The 19,702-nt window shown below is 67.8% G+C and carries 17 protein-coding genes and 1 pseudogene; 12 read left to right on the forward strand and 6 right to left on the reverse strand.

What is annotated here, in order from left to right:
- Positions 1-41 precede the first annotated feature (41 nt).
- The 3 genes and pseudogenes from ACNQS7_RS03095 to ACNQS7_RS03105 all read left to right on the forward strand — a co-directional run bounded on the left by ACNQS7_RS03095 (position 42) and on the right by ACNQS7_RS03105 (position 2,460).
- Positions 42-629 carry a peroxiredoxin gene (locus tag ACNQS7_RS03095; RefSeq protein ID WP_055578943.1) on the forward strand — a complete coding sequence of 196 codons (588 nt, stop codon included), beginning with the start codon at positions 42-44 and terminating at the stop codon, positions 627-629.
- A 9-nt stretch (positions 630-638) separates the two neighbouring features.
- Positions 639-1,175 carry an alkyl hydroperoxide reductase gene (locus ACNQS7_RS03100; protein WP_418011380.1) on the forward strand — a complete coding sequence of 179 codons (537 nt, stop codon included), beginning with the start codon at positions 639-641 and terminating at the stop codon, positions 1,173-1,175.
- Positions 1,172-2,460: pseudogene (locus ACNQS7_RS03105) on the forward strand (alpha-amylase family protein). Before ACNQS7_RS03100 ends, ACNQS7_RS03105 begins: the two are co-directional and overlap by 4 nt.
- On the opposite strand, the gene ACNQS7_RS03110 reads toward ACNQS7_RS03105, so the two are convergent.
- The gene (locus tag ACNQS7_RS03110; RefSeq protein WP_418011381.1) at positions 2,457-2,870 is read right to left on the reverse strand and encodes a DUF1810 domain-containing protein; all 414 of its coding nucleotides are present in this window, start codon (positions 2,868-2,870) and stop codon (positions 2,457-2,459) included. The pseudogene ACNQS7_RS03105 and the gene ACNQS7_RS03110 sit on opposite strands and share 4 nt — an antisense overlap.
- A gap of 33 nt (positions 2,871-2,903) precedes the next feature.
- Here ACNQS7_RS03110 and ACNQS7_RS03115 point away from each other — a divergent pair, with 33 nt between their 5' ends.
- A complete protein-coding gene (locus tag ACNQS7_RS03115; protein ID WP_418011382.1) occupies positions 2,904-4,136 on the forward strand; it encodes an alpha-hydroxy acid oxidase in 1,233 nt (410 codons plus the stop codon).
- Here ACNQS7_RS03115 and ACNQS7_RS03120 read toward each other — a convergent pair.
- Entirely contained in the window at positions 4,105-5,223 is a 1,119-nt protein-coding gene (locus tag ACNQS7_RS03120) for a phytanoyl-CoA dioxygenase family protein (protein WP_418011383.1), read from the reverse strand. The two genes, ACNQS7_RS03115 and ACNQS7_RS03120, sit on opposite strands and share 32 nt — an antisense overlap.
- A 90-nt stretch (positions 5,224-5,313) precedes the next feature.
- Here ACNQS7_RS03120 and lon point away from each other — a divergent pair, with 90 nt between their 5' ends.
- From lon to ACNQS7_RS03160, 8 genes are all read left to right on the forward strand, one after another.
- Positions 5,314-7,635 (forward strand): endopeptidase La, encoded by a 2,322-nt coding sequence (lon, locus tag ACNQS7_RS03125; protein ID WP_418011384.1) that lies wholly within the window; start codon positions 5,314-5,316, stop codon positions 7,633-7,635.
- Between the two features lie 163 nt (positions 7,636-7,798).
- Positions 7,799-8,239, forward strand: coding sequence for a hypothetical protein (locus tag ACNQS7_RS03130; protein ID WP_418011385.1), 441 nt, complete (start codon positions 7,799-7,801; stop codon positions 8,237-8,239).
- A gap of 104 nt (positions 8,240-8,343) precedes the next feature.
- On the forward strand, positions 8,344-8,835 hold the full coding sequence (locus ACNQS7_RS03135; protein WP_418011386.1) for a hypothetical protein: 492 nt from the start codon (positions 8,344-8,346) through the stop codon (positions 8,833-8,835).
- Positions 8,832-9,209: a nitroreductase family deazaflavin-dependent oxidoreductase gene (locus ACNQS7_RS03140; RefSeq protein WP_418011387.1), complete on the forward strand. Its 378-nt coding sequence runs from the start codon at positions 8,832-8,834 to the stop codon at positions 9,207-9,209. The genes ACNQS7_RS03135 and ACNQS7_RS03140 overlap by 4 nt, the downstream gene beginning before the upstream one ends.
- Positions 9,210-9,215: 6 nt before the next feature.
- Complete coding sequence (locus ACNQS7_RS03145; RefSeq protein ID WP_418011388.1) at positions 9,216-9,545, forward strand: TfoX/Sxy family protein; 330 nt, start codon at positions 9,216-9,218, stop codon at positions 9,543-9,545.
- Between the two features lie 42 nt (positions 9,546-9,587).
- Entirely contained in the window at positions 9,588-10,223 is a 636-nt protein-coding gene (locus tag ACNQS7_RS03150) for an endonuclease (protein ID WP_418011389.1), read from the forward strand.
- A gap of 7 nt (positions 10,224-10,230) precedes the next feature.
- Positions 10,231-10,962 (forward strand): DUF72 domain-containing protein, encoded by a 732-nt coding sequence (locus tag ACNQS7_RS03155; RefSeq protein ID WP_418011390.1) that lies wholly within the window; start codon positions 10,231-10,233, stop codon positions 10,960-10,962.
- A gap of 6 nt (positions 10,963-10,968) precedes the next feature.
- Complete coding sequence (locus ACNQS7_RS03160; protein WP_418015861.1) at positions 10,969-12,162, forward strand: NAD(P)/FAD-dependent oxidoreductase; 1,194 nt, start codon at positions 10,969-10,971, stop codon at positions 12,160-12,162.
- Here the strand turns inward: ACNQS7_RS03160 and ACNQS7_RS03165 are convergent.
- The 4 genes from ACNQS7_RS03165 to ACNQS7_RS03180 form a co-directional block, all read right to left on the reverse strand.
- Positions 12,116-14,227, reverse strand: a complete 2,112-nt coding sequence (locus ACNQS7_RS03165) for a hypothetical protein (protein WP_418011391.1) — start codon at positions 14,225-14,227, stop codon at positions 12,116-12,118. The two genes, ACNQS7_RS03160 and ACNQS7_RS03165, sit on opposite strands and share 47 nt — an antisense overlap.
- Positions 14,228-14,314: 87 nt before the next feature.
- Positions 14,315-15,802 (reverse strand): acetyl-CoA acetyltransferase, encoded by a 1,488-nt coding sequence (locus ACNQS7_RS03170; RefSeq protein WP_418011392.1) that lies wholly within the window; start codon positions 15,800-15,802, stop codon positions 14,315-14,317.
- Positions 15,803-15,921: 119 nt separating this feature from the next.
- Complete coding sequence (locus ACNQS7_RS03175) at positions 15,922-17,355, reverse strand: aldehyde dehydrogenase (RefSeq protein ID WP_418011393.1); 1,434 nt, start codon at positions 17,353-17,355, stop codon at positions 15,922-15,924.
- Complete coding sequence (locus ACNQS7_RS03180) at positions 17,352-19,700, reverse strand: CoA transferase (protein ID WP_418011394.1); 2,349 nt, start codon at positions 19,698-19,700, stop codon at positions 17,352-17,354. The genes ACNQS7_RS03175 and ACNQS7_RS03180 overlap by 4 nt, the downstream gene beginning before the upstream one ends.
- Positions 19,701-19,702 lie beyond the last annotated feature (2 nt).

The following is a 19,702-nucleotide window of genomic DNA, read 5'->3' on the forward strand; positions in this document are numbered from 1 at the left end:
GCAGAGCATCTAATCTTGAATGAATCCAGATAAGGAGCGATATGTCTTTGTTGACGATTGGCCAGCAATTCCCGGCATACCAGTTGACCGCACTCATCGGCGGTGACCTGTCCAAGGTCGACGCGCAGCAGCCGGGCGACTACTTCACCACCATCACCAGTGACGATCACCCGGGCAAGTGGCGCATCGTGTTCTTCTGGCCCAAGGACTTCACCTTCGTGTGCCCCACCGAGATCGCCGCCTTCGGCAAGCTGAACGACGAGTTCGAGGACCGCGACGCGCAGGTGCTGGGCGTCTCGATCGACAGCGAGTTCGTGCACTTCCAATGGCGGGCGCAGCACGAGGATCTCAAGAAGCTGCCTTTCCCGATGCTGTCTGACATCAAGCGGGAACTGTCCCAGGCCACCGGGGTGCTCAACGCCGACGGAGTCGCCGACCGCGTCACCTTCATCGTCGACCCGAACAACGAGATCCAATTCGTCTCTGCCACGGCCGGTTCCGTGGGGCGTAACGTCGACGAGGTGCTGCGGGTGCTGGACGCGCTGCAGTCGGATGAGTTGTGCGCGTGCAACTGGCGCAAGGGTGACCCGACGATCGACGCCGGCGAGCTGCTGAAGGCTTCGGCGTAAGGAGGCCTGATGAGCGTCGAGAATCTCAAAGCCGCCCTGCCCGAATACGCCAAGGACCTCAAGCTCAACCTCGGCTCCATCGTCCGCACGACGGTGCTGAACGAAGAGCAGTTGTGGGGCACGCTGCTGGCGTGTGCCGCGGCGAGCCGCAACGCCCAAGTGCTGGGCGAGATCGGCGCCGAAGCGGCCGACACACTCTCTGAGCAGGCCTACAACGCCGCCCTGGGAGCCGCGTCCATCATGGGAATGAACAACGTGTTCTACCGGGGCCGCGGCTTTCTGGAAGGGGCCTACGACGATCTGCGCGCGGGGCTGCGGATGAACATCATCGGCAATCCCGGTGTGGACAAGGCCAACTTCGAGCTCTGGAGCTTCGCGGTGTCCTCGATCAACGGGTGCGGTCACTGCGTGGTTGCCCACGAGCACACGTTGCGCGAGTCGGGAGTGGGCCGCGAGGCCATTCTCGAGGCGCTCAAGGTCGCCGCTATCGTTTCCGGTGTGGCACAGGCAATAAGCGCGGCCCAGACATTGGCGGCAGTCGGCTGATCACCAAGGTGACCGGACCCTCCTGGATCGAGCACTCGATCTGGTGGCAGGTGTATCCCCTGGGCTTCGTCGGGGCCTACCCTTCGGAAGCCCCGCCGGACCCGGGGAACACCGGCTGCGCCGGCTCGTCGACTGGTTCGACCACGCGATCGCGCTCGGCGCATCCGGCGTCGCACTGGGACCGATCTTTCACTCGCGCACCCATGGCTACGACACCACCGATCACTTCCGGATCGACCCGCGCCTAGGTGACGACGCCGACTTCGCCTATCTCATCGAGCAGGCCCGGCAACGGGGCCTGCGCGTGCTGCTGGACGGCGTCTTCAATCACGTCGGTGCGGACTTCGCGCGCTATGGCGACCCGGAATCGGCGCACTGGTTCAGTGGCGACAACTTCGAGGGCCATGCTGAGTTGATCACCCTGAACCACAAAGACCCGGCGGTCGCCGACTACGTCATCGACGTCATGTCACACTGGCTCGAGCGCGGTGCCGACGGTTGGCGTCTTGATGCGGCTTACACCGTGCCGCAACGGTTCTGGGCGCAGGTGCTGCCCAAGGTCCGCGAGCGCCACCCAGACGCGTGGTTCGTCGGCGAGTTGATCCACGGCGACTACGCCGCGGTCGTCGAGTCGGCGCGGTTCGACTCCGCCACCCAGTACGAGCTGTGGAAGGCCGTCTGGAGCAGTCTCAACGACGGCAATTTCTTCGAGCTGGACCATGCGCTGCAGCGGCACAACGACTTTCTGGAAACCTTTGTGCCGCAGACATTCATCGGCAACCACGACGTCACCCGGATCGCCAGCCGCCTCGAAAACCCCGCTCACCCGGCCCACGCGCTGGTGATCCTGCTGACGATCGGCGGGGTGCCCACCATCTATGCCGGCGACGAATTCGGTTTCCGCGGAGTCAAGGAAGAAAGGTACGGCGGTGACGACGCGGTACGTCCCGAGTTTCCTGCTCCCCCAATCTCTTTGGACCAATCCGGAGCCGAAGTCTGGGCTCTCTACCAGTACCTGGTCGGATTGCGCCGCCGCCACCCCTGGTTGCACCGGGCGACGACAAGCGCCGTGCGCCTGGAAAACAAGCATTACGTTTACGAAACCCGCAGCGGCCAGGACGCGCTGCTGGTCGCCCTCAACATCGACGACGGGCCGCTGCGGCTGTCGCTACCGAAGCTCGGCACGCCGCGCGCCCGCCTGATCGCCGGCTCGACGGCGCCTCCGGACGAGGTCGTCGACACCGTGGAGATCGAACCGCACGGCTGGCGGATTCTGCGTCCCTAGCCCAAGCGCTCCAGCGTCAGCGGATCCTGCTCCCCGCCGTAGTACTCGTCGAGCAACGCCAGGAAGTCCCCATTGTCATCGGTGGCGTGGGCGAACAGCGTCACCGACGAACGCAGCTTGAGGTCGTCGGGCCAACCGAAGACCTGCTCCGCCGAGCGGCCTTCGACCGCGTTGACCAGAGCCACGCACTCGCGCAGTCGTGGCCCCAGCACCGGGTGGTCCAGGTAGGCCCGGGCTTCCTCGAGTGAGGCGATTCCGTAGTGCTGGGCGGTAGGGCTGCTGCCCAGTCCGCGAATCTGCGGGAACACGAACCACATCCAGTGACTGCGTTTGCGCCCGGCCCGCAGTTCGTCCAGCACGTTGTCGTACACCCGGTCCTGCGCGTCCACGAAGCGCTGCAAATCAGACATCTCTCCACGGTCGCACACTGGTTAGATGAAGCGATGACGGTCAAGCGGCAGGTGCCCAGAGTGCGGGACCTGGCTCCGTTGCTGCAATTCAAGAAGCCCCAGTTCGATCGCACCAGACGGCGGTTGGACGCCGCGCTGACCATCGAGGACCTCCGCCGTATCGCCAAGCGGCGCACCCCGAAGGCGGCCTTCGACTACACCGACGGCGCCGCCGAGGACGAGCTGTCCATCGCGCGGGCTCGACAAGCGTTCCGCGACATAGAGTTTCATCCGACCATTCTGCGCGACGTGACCGATGTGACGGCAGGTTGGGACGTGCTGGGCCAACCGGTGGCCCTGCCGTTCGGGATCGCACCGACCGGATTCACCCGTTTGATGCACACCGCGGGTGAGATCGCCGGGGCCCGGGCCGCGGCCTCGGCCGGCATTCCGTTCTCGCTGTCCACGCTGGGGACTACCGCCATCGAAGACCTGGTGGCCGCCGCCCCGCAGGGACGCAAGTGGTTTCAGCTCTACATGTGGCGTGATCGCGAGCGGTCGATGGAGCTGGTGCGGCGGGCGGCCGACGCAGGCTTCGACACCATGCTGGTGACGGTGGACGTTCCGGTGGCCGGAGCCAGGTTGCGTGATGTGCGCAACGGAATGTCGATCCCACCGGCGTTGACGGTGCGCACCGTGCTGGATGCCGTGCCGCATCCGCACTGGTGGTTCGACCTGCTGACCACCGAACCGCTGTCGTTTGCGTCCCTTGACCGGTGGTCGGGCACCGTCGGCGAATACCTGAACACCATGTTCGACCCGAGCGTCACCTTCGACGACCTGGCCTGGATCAAGTCGAGGTGGCCGGGCAAGCTCGTCGTCAAGGGCATTCAGACGCTCGACGACGCCCGCGCTGTCGTCGACCGGGGCGTGGACGGGATCGTCTTGTCCAATCACGGTGGGCGCCAACTCGATCGGGCGCCGGTGCCGTTCCATCTCCTGCCCGCGGTGGCCCGCGAACTGGGCGGCGACACCGAGATCCTGGTAGACACCGGCATCATGTCCGGCGCCGACATCGTCGCGGCGATCGCCCTGGGGGCGCGCTGCACGCTGGTCGGGCGCGCCTACCTATATGGGTTGATGGCCGGTGGTGAAGCGGGTGTCCGGCGGGCGATCGACATTCTGCAGAGCGGGATCATCCGCACCATGGGTTTGCTGGGTGTGACCTGCCTGCAAGAACTTTCGCCCAGGCACGTCACTCAGCTGAGACGACTGGCGCCGCGATAACGCGGTTGCGAACCAGGTCGTTGAAGGCCTGACCCGGCCCGACGTGGTCGAACAGCGCCGGCGGATAGTGCGTGACATACATGGTGCGCCGCCCACCGGCGCCGGTCGGCTCAGGTGAGGCGTGCATCAGGTCCTGAATGTGCACGGTGACGTCACCCGGCGCGGTGTCGATGCTGACCACCGGAACCCGATCGAGGCGCTGCTCCCACCGGTAATGGATGGCCTGGCCGTGACTGCCGGGTACCACCTGCAAGTTGCCGGTCGAAGAGTCCGACCCGGTGAGCTGGATACCGACGCTGACCGCCGGGCACATGATCGCGTGGCCACCCATACCGCAGTCCTGGTGCCACGGAATGTTGGACAGCCCACTGGTTTTGCCCGGCACTTTGAGCAGCACCGCGCTGCCTTCCATCCGATCGGGAGCCGCGCGCAGCGCGGGGTCGATCAGGGTGCCGAGCCTGCGCACCCGCGGATCATCTTCCAGCGCGGCAAGCGCCGGTGAGCGCAACGTCGCATACACCAACCGGCACAGCACGCTCACCCCTTCGCCGGCGGTCACCCACCAGGACTCGTCGTCTCCTGGCCGGGCTTGTGCCGCCAGCCGGCCCACCTCGTGGTTGGCCGCCCGCATTTCCTCGGCACTGAACACCGACTTGACGTGCAGATAACCCATGGTCCGCAGCTGGGCGGCCAGTTCGGCGTCATCGGCGTCGAGGGTGAAGGTGGCGGCCGGGTCGCGGCCGTGAAAATCGGCGCGGGCCGGGTCGTACGGCGGTACCCCGGCGTGCAGGTACCGCAGGATCGGGTCCCAGTCGGCCAGCTGCTCGAATCCTCCCCGCTCGAAAACGAGTTCATTGCTGAGCAGCAGGTTGATGGCGGTGCGAACCTGACCCACCAGGTCGGCCCAGGCCTGCCGGGACAGGCGAACCACCACGGGGCTGTCCGCCGGTGTCGCATCGACGCGGATGGTCTTATCGGCGACGGAATAGGTCACCGCGTCGTCGCCGACCAGGAAGGTGACCGCAGCCTTCGGGCCGAGCTCTCTCGCTGCCGATTCGAGGATCTCGGGGTCAGGTGTGAGCGGCACCACCCGATTATCGCGCGGTACGGCCCCGCATTAGGAACAAATCGGCGCCCGCCTGGGTTTAGCGAAGCAGACTCAACTTTTGGAGGATTGATGGCTGAAGCCACATCGGTTCCCGTGCTGTTCGTTACCGACACCATCGTTTTGCCCGGGATGGTGGTGCCGATTGCACTGGACGACGCCGCACGAGCGGCAATAGACGCTGCACGGGCAAGCGATTCGGGGCAGTTACTGATCGCGCCCCGGTTGGACGACCGGTACCCCTCGCACGGGGTGATCGCGAAGATCCTGCAGGTGGGACGGATGCCCGGTGGCGGCAGTGCCGCCGTCGTGCGAGGTGAGAATCGCGCACAGATCGGCGCGGGCGCATCGGGACCCGGCGCGGCGCTGTGGGTCGAGGTGACCGAGGTCGCCGAGACCGAGGTGACCGACGAGGTCAAGGCGCTGGCAGCCGAATACAAAAAGGTATTGCTGGCGATCCTGCAACGCCGCGAAGCCTGGCAGATCGTCGACTACGTCAACAGCCTGACCGACCCGTCCGCGCTGGCGGACACCTCGGGATACGCCTCATACCTCAGCGATGTGCAGAAGCGGCAATTGCTGGAGACCGTGGATGTCGCCGAGCGGCTGCGCGTCCTGATCGAGTGGACCGGCGAGCACCTGGCCGAGACCGAGGTCAACGACAAGATCGCCGAAGACGTCCGCGAAGGCATGGAGAAGACGCAGAAAGAGTTCCTGCTGCGCCAACAGCTGGCCGCAATCCGCAAAGAACTCGGTGAGGACGAGCCGGACGGATCTGAGGACTACCGTGCCCGCGTCGAGGCAGCCGAGCTGCCCGAGAAGGTGCGCGAGGCCGCGCTGCGCGAGGTCGGCAAGCTGGAGCGAGCCAGCGACCAGAGCCCGGAAAGCGGTTGGATCCGCACCTGGCTGGACACCGTGCTCGACCTGCCCTGGAACGTCCGCACTGAGGACTCGACGGACCTCACCGGCGCGCGGGCCATTCTGGACGCCGACCACCACGGGCTGGACGACGTCAAGGACCGCATCGTCGAATACCTCGCCGTGCGCACCCGCCGTGCCCAACGTGGTCTGCAGCTGGTGGGCGGCCGTGGCTCCGGCGCGGTGATGGTGCTGGCCGGTCCCCCCGGGGTCGGCAAGACCTCGCTGGGCGAGAGCGTGGCGCGTGCTCTGGGACGCAAGTTCGTGCGCGTCGCCCTCGGTGGCGTCCGCGACGAGGCGGAGATCCGCGGGCACCGGCGCACCTATGTGGGCGCGCTGCCCGGCCGCGTCGTGCGGGCCATCGGTGAAGCGGGTTCGATGAATCCCGTTGTGCTGCTGGACGAAATCGACAAGGTCGGCTCCGACTACCGGGGCGACCCGAGTGCGGCGCTGCTCGAGGTCCTCGACCCGGCGCAGAACCACACCTTCCGCGACCACTATCTGGATCTGGACCTGGACCTGTCCGACGTGGTGTTCCTGGCTACCGCCAACGTGATCGAGAACATCCCGTCGGCGCTGCTGGACCGCATGGAGTTGGTGCAGATCGACGGGTACACCGAGGATGACAAGGTCGCCATCGCCCGCGACTACCTGCTCCCCCGACAGCGGGATCGGGCGGCGCTGACCGAGGACGAGGTCACGGTCACCGACGAGGCGCTGCGCAAGATCGCGGCGGACTACACCCGCGAGCCGGGAGTCCGGCAGTTCGAACGGCTGCTGGCCAAGGCGTTGCGCAAGGTGACCACGAAGCTCGCGGCCGACAGTGAGCCGATCACCGTCGACGAGCCGGATCTGGTCGGCTACCTGGGCCGCCCGCGCTTCACGCCGGAATCAGCCGAGCGCACCGCGGTGCCCGGGGTGGCCACCGGCCTGGCCGTCACCGGCCTGGGTGGCGATGTCCTGTACATCGAGGCCGGCGCCACCGATGGTGAGCCGGGTCTGCAATTGACCGGTCAACTGGGTGACGTCATGAAGGAGTCGGCGCAGATCGCGCTGTCCTACGTGCGCTCGCACGCCGTTGAGTTGGGTGTCGACCCGAAGCTGCTCGACCGCCGCATCCACGTGCACGTGCCGGCCGGCGCGGTGCCCAAGGACGGTCCGTCGGCCGGAGTGACCATGGTGACCGCCCTGGTCTCGATGGCCACCGGGCGCCAGGTTCGCTCGGATGTCGGGATGACCGGCGAGGTCACGCTCAACGGCCGGGTGCTGCCGATCGGCGGTGTCAAGCAGAAGTTGCTGGCCGCCCAGCGTGCCGGGCTCTCGACGGTGTTCATTCCGGCGCGCAACGAGCCGGATCTGGACGACGTGCCGGCCGAAGTGCTCGAGGTGCTCGACGTGCGGCCGATGACGGATGTCGCGGCGATCGTCGCGCAGGCCCTGGAACCCGCGGCACACGCGGCCACGGTCGCAGCCTGAAGTCTGTCAAGTGGCTGGGAGCTTCCTGAAAAAAATCCGCGCCAAGACGTTTTCACCGTCCTGCGCCGGGTAACTCACAGGGCGGTGGGGGAAACAACTGAACAACACGTCAACGCTGTTGCGCTGCCCGCGTGGCAGTTTCACCGCAGGACAAGGAGTTCACATGAAGCTCAACAGGATTGCAGCCACTGCCGCGATGACCGGGGCACTCGGATCGGCCGCGCTCGGAATCGGTGCCGGTTTCGCGCAGGCCGACCCGTCCGGCCCGGGTGGACCCGGACCGAACGTGCCCGGCCCGAACATCCCGGGACCGAATGTGCCGGGGCCGAACGTGCCCGGGCAGCAGCCGGGACCGGGCTACATTCCGGGTCAGCCGATCTGTAGCGGTGGACCGGGTGTCAACTGCAACGGGCCGGGCAGCCCGCTTCCGCCCGGGCAGAACGGATTCCCGCCGCCGGGGCAGTACAACGACCCGGGTCGGTACGGCCTTCCCGCTACCTGGATCGCGCCGGGAACCGACGTGGCGCTGCCAGTCGTGTTCAACGCTGAACTGGGAGCGTGGGGCGTCTACACCACCACTGGTTTCGTCGCGATCAACACCTAGCGAGCACTAACGAAAACAGCCGCCTCAATCGAGGCGGCTGTTTTCGTGTCTCTCCCTCGAAACTGGTGTGAAATTTCCGCGGTGCGGAGCCTTAAGGTCCAGCCATGGCATTGTTTTTTCGCAAGTTCTTCGGAGTCGGCAAGCTGCCCGCAGACCTGCGGGCACAAGTCGACACCGAGAATCTGATCCATCTGGCCGAGTTCGTCCCCGTCACCTTCCGATTCACCGGCTCGGTGCCCGGCAAGGTTTCCCAGGGCAATATCCGCAGCTACGTCGGTGCTTTGGCGATCACCTCGCAGCGGGTGGTGGGCACCATCTCAACGGTGCCGAGGCTCGCGGGGCGCGCCATCGACGTGCGCTGGGATGCGGCGGGTGAGGGCGCTGTCCATGCCGCTTTCTCGGCGGAGGGCTTGGAATTGGAGACGGACATCAGCCAGATCGACCCCGCGTTCTCGGGCCGATTGACTCTCACCTACAAAACCGCGATCCCCGAACCCGTGCTGAGCACGATTCCGCGGCGGAAGTTGTCGTTCGACGTCTCCCCGGAGTGGGTGCTGCGCGCGCTCGGGGTCCCGGTGGCAAAATCACCATTGTGAGCCTTAAACGGCAGTTCGTGCACCGAGTACAACGGCTGGTCGTCAATCCGGTGGCCCGCAAGCTGCCGGTCACGATGCTGGAAACGACGGGCCGTAAGTCCGGGCAGCCCCGGCTCACGGCGGTGGGCGGCGCCGTGGTGGACAACCAATTCTGGTTGGTGTCCGAGCACGGCGAACATTCGGACTACGTCCGCAACCTCAAGGCCAACCCGGCCGTCCGGGTGCGCATCGACGGCGAATGGCGCGCCGGGACCGCGCACCTGATGCCCGAGGACGACCCTTTGCGGCGGTTGGGAAATCTGCCTCGGCTCAACAGTGCCGTCGTGCGCCTGATGGGCACCGATCTGCTGACCATCCGAGTGGACCTGGACTGACGGGCCGTGGCCTACGACGCCGTCCTCGCCGACCGGATCCGTGAGTTGCTGGCTCCCGAGCCGACCGACGAGATGCGGATGTTCGGTGGGCTGGCGTTTCTGATCGGCGGAAACATGGCGGTGGCTGTCAGCAGTCAGGGCGGCCTGCTGGTCCGCGTCCCGCGGGAAGACACCGACAAGCTGCTCGGACACGAGCACGTCAGCCCCATGGTGATGGCCGGGCGGGAAACCCGCGGCTGGCTCCGCGTGGCCCCTGAAGGCGTGAAAACCAAACGCCAACTTCGCATTTGGGTAACCCGCGGCGCCGATCATGCGCGCAGCCTGCCGCCGAAGTGACGGCCGGCGTTTGCCCGTTGCCGATGCGGGTACGCCGCCGGTATGGACGCTGCAGAGCAGCGGGTAGCGCGGCTGCTCAAGCTGGCCGGCACCACCTACGCGGAGCAGGCCGGTATCCGGCTCGCCGACAAACCGATGCCGCTGTTTCAGCTGCTGGTGCTGTGCATGCTGGCCAGCAAGCCGATCGACGCCGCGATCGCCACGAGCGCCGCGCAAGAACTCTTCAAGGCAGGCCTGCGTACGCCGAAGGCTGTGCTGGCGGCCGACCGGCGCACCATGATCGACGCGTTCGGCCGCGCCCACTACGTCCGTTACGACGAAAGCTCCGCCACCCGGCTGACTGATATCGCCGAGCACGTGCGCGACGACTTCGGCGGCGACCTGCGCCGGATCGCCGGCCGATGTGGCCACGACCCGCAGCGCGCGGCCCGAATGCTCAAGGAGTTCAAGGGCATTGGTGACACCGGGGCGGACATCTTCCTGCGCGAGGTGCAAGACGTCTGGACCTGGGTGCGCCCGCACTTCGACGACCGCGCCACCGCCGCCGCCAGAACGCTGCGGCTTCCCACTGACCCGGCCAAGCTTTCGGCCTTCGCGCCGCGCACCAACGCGCGGTTGGCGGCGGCACTGGTGCGTGCCTCGCTGGATGACGACGTGCGCCTGCAGCTAACCGGTTGACGGTTCGATGACCGTGCGGATCGGCACTTCCGGGTGGTCCTACGACCACTGGGCGGGCGTGCTGTATCCGGCGGGCCTCCCCTCCGCGCGGCGGTTGCACCGGTACGCCGAGGTCTTCGACACGGTCGAGCTGAACGCCAGTTTCTATCGTTGGCCCAAGGACTCGACGTTCGCCGGTTGGCGCGATCAGCTGCCGCCCGGCTTCACCATGTCGGTGAAGGCGCATCGGGGTCTCACTCACTACCGGCGGCTCGCCACCGCCGGACCGTGGATCGAGCGGTTCGAGCGCTGCTGGGAGTTGCTGGGTGACCGGCACGGGGTGCTGCTGGTGCAATTGCGCCCGGACCAGCAGCGCGACGACGCGCGGCTCGACTCCTTCCTGGCCGGTGTGCCGCCGTCCATCCGGACCGCCGTGGAGCTGAGGCACCCGTCGTGGAACCATCCCGCGGTCTTCGAGCTGCTGGAGCGCCATCGTGCCGCCTACGTGGTGATGAGCGGGCCCGGGCTGGCGTGCATCCCCCGCGCCACGACCGACCTGGTGTATGTCCGCATGCACGGCCCCGCCGGGGACGCCATGTACACCGGCTCCTACCCGGGCGACGAACTGCGGTGCTGGGCCGATCGCATCGCCGAGTGGACCGGCGAGGCCCGCGATGTGTGGATGTACTTCAACAATGACCTGGGCGGGCACGCGGTGCGAAACGCCTTGTCGGTGCGGGAAATTCTCGAAAACAGGTGAGGAGTGATCATGACCTCGACAGTGTTCGTCATCGTCGGCGGTGGGCTAGCGGCGGCCAAAGCGGTGCAAGCCCTGCGTGACAGCGAATTCGACGGGCAGATCGTGCTGTTCGCGGACGAGGAATACCTGCCGTACGAACGGCCGCCGCTCTCGAAAGGCTTTCTGGCAGGCGATAAGTCGCTGGCCGATTTCACGGTGCAGAACTCGGACTGGTACCGGGATCGTCGCGTGGACCTGAGGCTGAACACCCGGGTGGATGCGCTGGACGCCGCCGCGCACACTGTCGCTTTCGACGACGGCGTCACGCTGCGGTATGAAAAGCTACTGCTGGCAACCGGTTCGGCGCCGCGCCGACCTCCGATACCCGGTCATGACGCCGACGGAGTGCACTACCTGCGCAACTACCCAGACGCCGTGTCGCTGAATTCCGTTCTCGTCGAGGGCTCTGCACTCGCCGTGCTGGGCGCAGGCTGGATCGGCCTGGAAGTCGCCGCCGCCGCCCGCCGGCGCGGCGTGGACGTCACCGTCGTCGAATCCGCGGAACAGCCACTGTTGACCGCACTGGGCGCCGAGGTCGGTGCGGTCTTCGCCGACCTGCACCGAGACCACGGTGTGCTGCTGCGGCTAAAAGCCCGGGCCGACCGGATCACCGTCCGGGACGGCAAGGCCACCGGCCTGGCACTGTCCGACGGATCCACCGTCGCCGCCGATGCGGTGCTGGTCGCCGTGGGTGCCGAACCCAATGTCGAGTTGGCCGAACAGGCCGGGCTCGCGATGGCCGACGGTGGGGTGCGGGTCGACGCTTCGCTGCGCACCAGCGATGCCGATATCTTCGCCGTGGGCGACATCGCCGCCGCCGAGCATCCCTTTTACGGCGTGCGGATCCGCACGGAGCACTGGGCCAACGCGCTCAAGCAACCTGCCGTGGCGGTGGCGGGAATGCTGGGCAGCCCAAGCGAATACGACGAGCTGCCCTACTTCTTCACCGACCAGTACGACCTCGGCATGGAATACGCCGGATACGCGTCGGGCTCCGAGAAGGTGGTGTTGCGTGGCGACGTCGCCGGCCGGGAATTCGTCGCTTACTGGCTCGACGACGAGGACCGGGTGCTGGCCGGCATGACCGTCAACATCTGGGACGTGCTCGACGACATCAAGGAGCAGATCCGGTCCCGGACCCCGCTTGATCCCGGCCGATGATGTCGGGCGGATGCTGCGCCTGTAGACGTTCCCGTTCGGCACGCCGGCGTTTGATCCGAAGCCGGGCGTCGACCGGCATGGTGATGAGCTCGTCGCACAACAGGTAGTACGTGTCGTCCACGGAATCGATCAGGTCTGCCGAAGCCCAACGAGATCCTAACTCGCGCAATGCCATTCGAAGTTCATGGGTGAAACGGATGGTGGTGTCGTGGGCGAGCTCGCGCGAGTTGCGGGCGCTGTCGGCCAGTCGCTGCGCCAGCGAACTCGGAGCTTGCGGCGCCTCGGGCCCGGCGGCGGCTTCGGCGGCCACCGTCAGCAGTAACCCGGGGTCGTCCCCGAACGTCGGATTGGCCAGTTCGGCTTCCCCGCGGCCCCGGTGCCCGAGGGCGGCGACGGCCGCGTCGAGTGCGGCGGCCGCCGCCGGGGACAACGCGCGGATGCTGCCGACGTTGCCTTCGGTGGCCAATGCGCACAACGGCGGGTCGGCTCGCAGCACCGCCGCCAACGCCTTGGTCTCGGCCGCGATGCGGTCGCTCTCCATGATCACGCCGACCCCTGAGATACCCGATCTCACGCGGGTACGCTCCAGGGCCGCCGCGGTGATCCCGGAGTCGATGACCCACAGGCCAGTCAGGACCCAGCCCTGGTGAATACGGTCGCGCAGCAACCGGATTCGGACTTCCAGTGCCGCATCCGGCAGCGCGGCCAGCGCCTCGGCATCGAGATGTTCGCGGCCGGCGGCGGCGACGTAGGCCTGGGTGTCGGCGCGGAGATGGCGCAGCAAAGCCAGCGACCGCGCCGTTACGACCGCCTTGGCGACCGAGCCGCGTGGGCCACCGGTCAGTTCCGGGGGGCCGAACGGCAGCAGCTCCGCGGCGGGCGGCTCGGCACCGAGGGTGCGCCGGGCCACCGCGTGTTCGTCCCAGCCGGGCAGTTGGGCCGCGGCCACGATATTGGCGGAGACTCCGACGTAGGGTCGATGGCCGAATACCGCAATCGCCCGCTCGGCCCACTCCTGCGCCACCACGTCGCCCAGCGCCAGCACCCGCCCCATGGCCTGACCGGCGGCGCGCAGGCCGCTGCACTGGACATCGAGCGTGATCGGCGTCAGCGGGCCCGGCAGCGCCTCGGCGAGGCTGGCCGTGCTGAAGACCGGGAAGCGCGGGTCGATGCGGTCGTCGAACTCCCCCTCCAGCCCCTCGGGCGCGGCGCTGCGCAATGATTCGTCGCCCTGGGCCGGCCGCGGCAGGGGTTCGACCGGTAGCGGGAGCGGGCCCGCCCCGGTGGTCGCGCCTCTGGCTTCGAGCTTGCGCCCGACCAGCCCGCGGCCGGTGTCCACCACCGCGTCCAGTGCCAGCCAGCCGTATTCGAACTTCCAATCCTCCTGTGCAGCACTGATATCCAAGTCCGGGACCAGGTTCTCCCAGCCGCGGACGCCGTGCAGGCGCAGGCGGGGGTCAACGGATCGCAGCACCCGCCATGCGGTGATCAGGTTGGTGGTGTCCGGAGTGGCCAGGTCGACCGCCCCGCAGCGGTCGGTGCCCAGCGCCTCGACCAGGAACCGGACCAGATCCTCGATGTGCAGCACCCGGATGGGGCGTGCGGAAACCTTGGCGCGCATCAGCGTGGCCACGGTGCGGCAGGTCATCCAGTCGAGCTGCCGGCCGAGCAGTGGCGCAATGCGGACGACCAGGCTCGGCGCCCAACCGGTGGATACCAGTGTCTCGGCCGGACGGTAGAGCTCGGGCCGCCCGGCGGCCTGAGACACAAACAGCAGCCGGGCGCCCGCCCGTGCCGCCGCGTTCGCCACGTGCGCGACACCGGTGATGCCGGCCCCGCCTGGGGCGCTGGTATCGACTGGGGCCAGATGGATCACAGCGTCGGCCTCGGCGGCCAATCGCATCAGTACCGGGTCGTCCAGAGGCGCGCACGCGAACTCGACGTGCGGGTCCAGGTAGTCATGCGGGTAGGGGGCGATGCCGCTGACCGTGTGGCCGGCCGCGACCAGCTGGCGCGCGACCAGCCGCCCGACAGTGCCTGAGGCGTCGGTCAGCAGCACGTGCACGTGGCGTCACCTCCCGGGTTATGCAAACGACAATAAGCACGCGGGCCTGACTTGCGCACTTTTGAGTCTGTACCGTGACCCGCTCGGTTAGTGCAGTTTCGCGGTGCCGTCCGCGGCGACGGAGACCTTGGCGCCGGCGATGTCGTCGTGCACGGTGTCTGTCGCGGCAGCGGGATCGGTGATCACCGCAAGGACGCGCGCGTCGTCGGGCGTGCGGACAGCCAAAAACGCTTTTTCCGGCTGTCCTTCCCGGTCGAACGGCGTGGTCCACGATTCGACGGTGCCGGTGCCTTCCCAATCCACCAGACCGACAGTGGTGGGTTCGGAATCCACCGCGGATTGAACGTCCTCCCAACGAAATTCATCGGCGCCGGGTTCGGTGCTGTACACACCGAAACTGTGCTTGGTCAGGTAGCCGCCGTTCGCGGTGATCAGGCCGCGCCGTCCCGGGTTGGCGGTGAGCAGTTCGGCCATGGTCGCGATGGAGTGCGTGACGTAGTTGCTCCATGGGCCGCCGGCAAAGGTAAGGCCGCCGGTGACGGTGAGCGGACGGGCGGGATCGTCGGTGGCCAGGCCCAGTTCGGCCGCCGCGACCTGGACGGCCGACGGGAAGCAGGAGTACAGGTCCACGTAGTCGACGTCGTCGATCGAAAGACCGGCCAGTTCCAGTGCCCTGCGTCCGCCGATCCGGATCGCCGGGGACCGGTGCAGTTCGCCGCGCTCGGCGATCGCCGAGGTGTCGTGGGCGTCGGTGCCGGCTTGCGGGTAGACCCAGCGGTCTTCGGGCACCTGCAGCTTCCTGGCCTGTTCGACCGACGTCAGGATCAGCGAGGCGCCCTGATCGACCATGTTGTTGGAGTTCATCAGCTTGGTGTACGGCCAGCTGATCATCCGGTTCTGCGGGCTGGGCTGCCGGATCTCCTCGGCGGTGTGGGGGCGGCGGATCCACGCGTGTGGGTTGTCCGCCGCCACGGCGCTGAACCGCGCCCACAGCTCGCTGACCCGCTTGCCGTGCTCTTCGACGGACTCACCGGCGGCGATCCGCAGCGACTGTTCGAACAGCGGATAGACGAAGGCGGGCCGGTCCAGCTTGATCTTGATCTCGGCGTCACCGGCCATCGGCACGTCGTCGCCGGCGACCTCGGGCATCGGAACGGAATTGTCCTGCTCGGTCCACACCAGCCGGCGGCCCTGCTTCTTCAGCGCGTTGCGGGTGCGCCAGGTTTCGGCCGCCGAGATCAGCACGACGCCTGCGCGGCCTTGCTGGATGTCCAGGCAGGCCTGGTTGACCAGCGACTGCGGCGTGTTGCCTCCCACGCTGCTGTAGCTCGCGGTGAACTTGGTCAGGCCCAGGCGTTCGCCGAGCAGTTGCCCCGGGTTGCGGTAGTGCGCCGACAGCATGTGCACAACGCGGATCGAGTCGACCGCCTCGACGACGGCGGCTTCCGCAGCGCGCCGGGTGGCAGTGACCATCAGGTCGACCGGCTCGATGGACGGTTCGTTGGGGTCTGGGTCGTCGCGGTGGTTGACCTGGCCGTAGCCGATCAGCACCGGAGTCCTGGGGTCCACGGGCATAGCTCGAACCTATCGCGGCGGGGTCAGGCCGTACTCAATGGTCCCCGAACGTGAAGCCATCTTCACGGTGGGACGCGAGTGTGAAACCAGCTTCACGCTGGGCGGAAGGGGCGGCGGGGTCAGGCCGTACCCGTCCGGTAGATCGACTTGAGCGTCCGGTAGGCCTCCAGGCCCTCGGGGCCCAGCTCGCGGCCCATCCCGCTGGCCTTGACACCGCCGAACGGAGCCCGCACGTCCAGCGCGTAGTCGTTGACGCCGATGGTGCCGGTGTGCACGGCCCGCGCGACCATGGTCGCCCGGTCGACGTCGGTGGACCACACGGTGCCGGCCAGACCGAACTCGGTGTCGTTGGCCAGCGCCACCGCCTCGTCGTCGTTGTCGTAGGCGCTGATGGTCAGGACCGGGCCGAAGATCTCTTCGCGCGCCAGCTGGTCGGAATTGTCGACGTCAGCGAACACCGTCGGCGCCACGAACCAGCCGCGCGGTTGCTCCCTGGGAATCGACCCGCCGGCGACCAGTCGCGCGCCACTGTTCTTGCCGACCTCGATGTAGCTCAGCACACGCTCGCGTTGCCGCGAGCTGACCATGGGACCGATCTCGGTGCCCGGATCCAGTGGGTCGCCCACGGCCATGCTCTCGGCCAGCGCCGCGACGGCGTCGACGATCTCGTCGTAGCGGGATCTCGGCGCCAGGATCCGCGAGCTGAGGTGGCAGGTCTGCCCGTTGTTCACGAAGGAAGCGTTGCGCAGTCCGCGCATGGTGGCGTCCAGGTCGGCGTCGTCGAGGATGATCGCCGCGGACTTGCCGCCCAACTCGAGGGTGACCGGCCGCATCAGGCGGCCGCAGGTCTCGGCGACCAGGCGCCCGGTGGCCGTCGAACCGGTGAACGCGACCTTGTCGATGCCGGGGTGCGACACCAGGCCGGCACCGACGGCCGGCCCACCCGACACCACGTTGAGCACCCCGGCCGGCAACCCCGCCTCGACCGCCGCCTCAGCGAAAACCAGAGCGTCCAAAGCGGTTTCGGGTGAGGCTTTGAGTACGACGGTGCATCCCGCGGCCAGTGCCGGCGCCACCTTCATCGCGGCCAGTGCCTGCGGGTAGTTCCACGGCACGATCGCGCCGACCACCCCGACGGCCTCGCGGCGAACAATCGTGTGTCCGATCACGCTCGGCCGGATCTCTTCGACCGGAACTTCGGTGACCAGTTGGGCGTAATACCGCAGCAGTAGGGGCGGGAAGGCGCCGTTGGCACCGCGCGACAGCCGGATCGGCATGCCGTTCTCGCGGGTGACCAGCTCGCTGGTCGGCTTGGCTCGGGCCTTGAGTGCCTCGGCCATCGCGTTGAGCAACCCGCCACGATGCTCGGGTGAACTGTTACGCCAGTCCGGCAGGGCCCGGCGCGCGGCGGCGACCGCCGCGTCGAGGTCGGATTCGCTGACGACGGCGCCGGCGCCTAGTGGCTCGCCGGTCGCCGCCTCCACCACCGGTTCGGCGTGGTCGGCGGCGCGGAACTGGCCGTCCACGAAAAACTGTGCGGTTGAAGATGTCACGGGCCTGCCTCCGGTTCCTCCGCTGCGAACAGTACGCCTTCATCGATCCACCGCTGTACTTCGTGAGGGCTCATGCCGAGCAACTGTTGACAGATCGCCCGGGTGTCCCGGCCCGGCTGCGGCGCTGGACGTTGCGGGGCCGGCGGGATGTGGCGAAACGGAGCCGGACCGGTTTCGGCTGGCAGCGTGCGCGCGATGAGCGGATGAGTCATGTCGCTGAACAGGTTTCGGTGCAGCAGTTGCGGATCCTCCAGGATGTCGGGCGGCCGGTTCATCGGGCCCGCGGCCAGCCCGGCGTCCTGCAGTGCCTGAGCTGCCTGCTGCGGGGTTCGGGTGCTGGTCCACTGTTTAAGTGCCGCTACGAGCCCGGCGCGGTCGGATCCACCCAAAAGCGCTGCCACGGATTGCCATTCACTGTCGGTGCCGATCGACACGACGCACCATTCGTCGTCGCCGGCGCACGGGCAGACGGCATGCACGCTGGTGTCGTTGCGGACCTCGGCGACGTGGGCGGCCTGCGCGGCCTCGGTGACGAACAGCGTGTCGAGTTGGTTGACGACGACCTCGGCCTGAGAGACGTGCACGTGGGCGCCGTGACCCGCGCGGTCGCGGCGGATCAGCGCGGCCAAAGCCAGGGTGGCGGCAATACGGCCCACCACGTGGTCGGGGAAGATCGTCGTCGCGTCGTAGAACGCGTGCCGGGCACCCTCGGTGGCGGCGTCGTCGGAAGTCCACACCCGGGTGGCGCCCGTCGTCGCGCGCACCAGGGGGCCGTAACCCAATCGGGTGCTCCACGGGCCCGTGTTCCCGAACGCGCTGCTACCCGCGAGCACGATCCGAGGATTGAGCGCGGCCAGAGTGTCGTAGTCAAACCCAAGGGAGGCAAGGGTTCCCGGCTTGAAGTTGGCGAATACCGCGTCGGCCCCTGCGACCAGACGGCCGAAGATCTCCCTGCCGGTGGCGCTGCGTAGGTCGATGCCCAGGGCGCGGTGATTTCGGTGGGTCCAGGCGAAGGATTCGCTCATCGCGTCGCCGGCCCTGACCTGCCGCAGACCGTCCGGGTACTCGGCCGATTCCACCTTGATGACGTCGGCGCCCAGGTCGCCGAACAGCCGGCCCAGTTCGCCGCCCGCGACGATGATTCCGAGGTCGAGGATCCGCAGCCCCTGCAACGGGTAGCCGCCGATCGGGCCCACCGGCGGCGGTACTGGCGCCGGATCGGCCAACCAACGCGGTTCGTCATGGCCGACCGCAGGCGCCGGTGTCCGGAAGCCGCAGTGTTCGCCGTCGACGACGAAATAGCCGGTGGGCACCCGGGTGTGCACGCCCGGCACGAGTTCGGCGTCGGTGATCGCGCCCACCTCGTTGAAATGCTCGGACTCGAGGATCCTGGCGGGAGTGAGCACCGCGGCGATGGGCACCCCGTGGGCCTGCCCCGCGGTCACCAGCTCCTTCATGGTCTTTCCGGCGAACAATGCCTCCACCAGCGCACTGATCTGCGGCCACGCCGCGAATCTCGCGCCGATCGCCTCGTATTTCGGGTCCTGGAAGTCCGCCGGCTCCCCAAGCCAGCGTCGCAGCCCACGCCATTGGCGCGGCGCCATCACGCACAGCCGGACGTAGCCGTCCTGGCACGGATAGATGGGATATGCGTCCTGATTTCTGGGGCGACCCCGCCACCGGCTGCCGCTGCGGACACCGGCAGCGGCCTGACCGTGCGAGCCGAACGCCGGGTCGAGTGCCATGACCACCGCGTCGAACCGGGAGAAGTCGATGTAATCGCCTGTGCCACAACGTAATCTGTTGTAGTAAGCGGCCAGGGCGGCCCACGCGGCCTGCGCCGCCGCCGTCGCCGCGGCGATCCCGGTCGGTGGTAGCACCGGAGCGCCGACGGTAGGGCCGGTGCGGGACAGCGACCCCGACATCGCATACAGCACCGCGTCGGTGGCCCGCCAGGACGAGCGCGGGCCTGTCGCGCCGAAATCGCTGACCGACAGCACCACCAGGTGCGGGTGACGGTCGGCCAGTTCGGCCCCGGACGTTCCGTAGTCGGTGGCGCAGCCGGTGTCGACGAGGATGTCCGCCGCGGCGGCCAGCTCGTGTAATCGCCGGCGGTCAGCCTCGTCGCCGGGGTCCAGCACCGTGGCGCGTTTGTTGGCGTTGTGCACGGCGAACGGGATGGCGGCACCGGCCAGCGTCGGCAAGCTTGTGCGCGCCGGGCTGCCGCCGGGCGGTTCCACCTTGAGAACGTCTGCCCCCAGATCGGCCAGCAGCCGGGTGACCGTGTCGGAGTCGCCTACCGACAGGTCCAGGACACGGACCGCCTCGAGGAGCTTCTCCGGCATGG

This window comes from Mycobacterium sp. 23 (genome assembly GCF_048287075.1).
Taxonomy (GTDB): Bacteria; Actinomycetota; Actinomycetes; order Mycobacteriales; family Mycobacteriaceae; genus Mycobacterium; species Mycobacterium gordonae_B.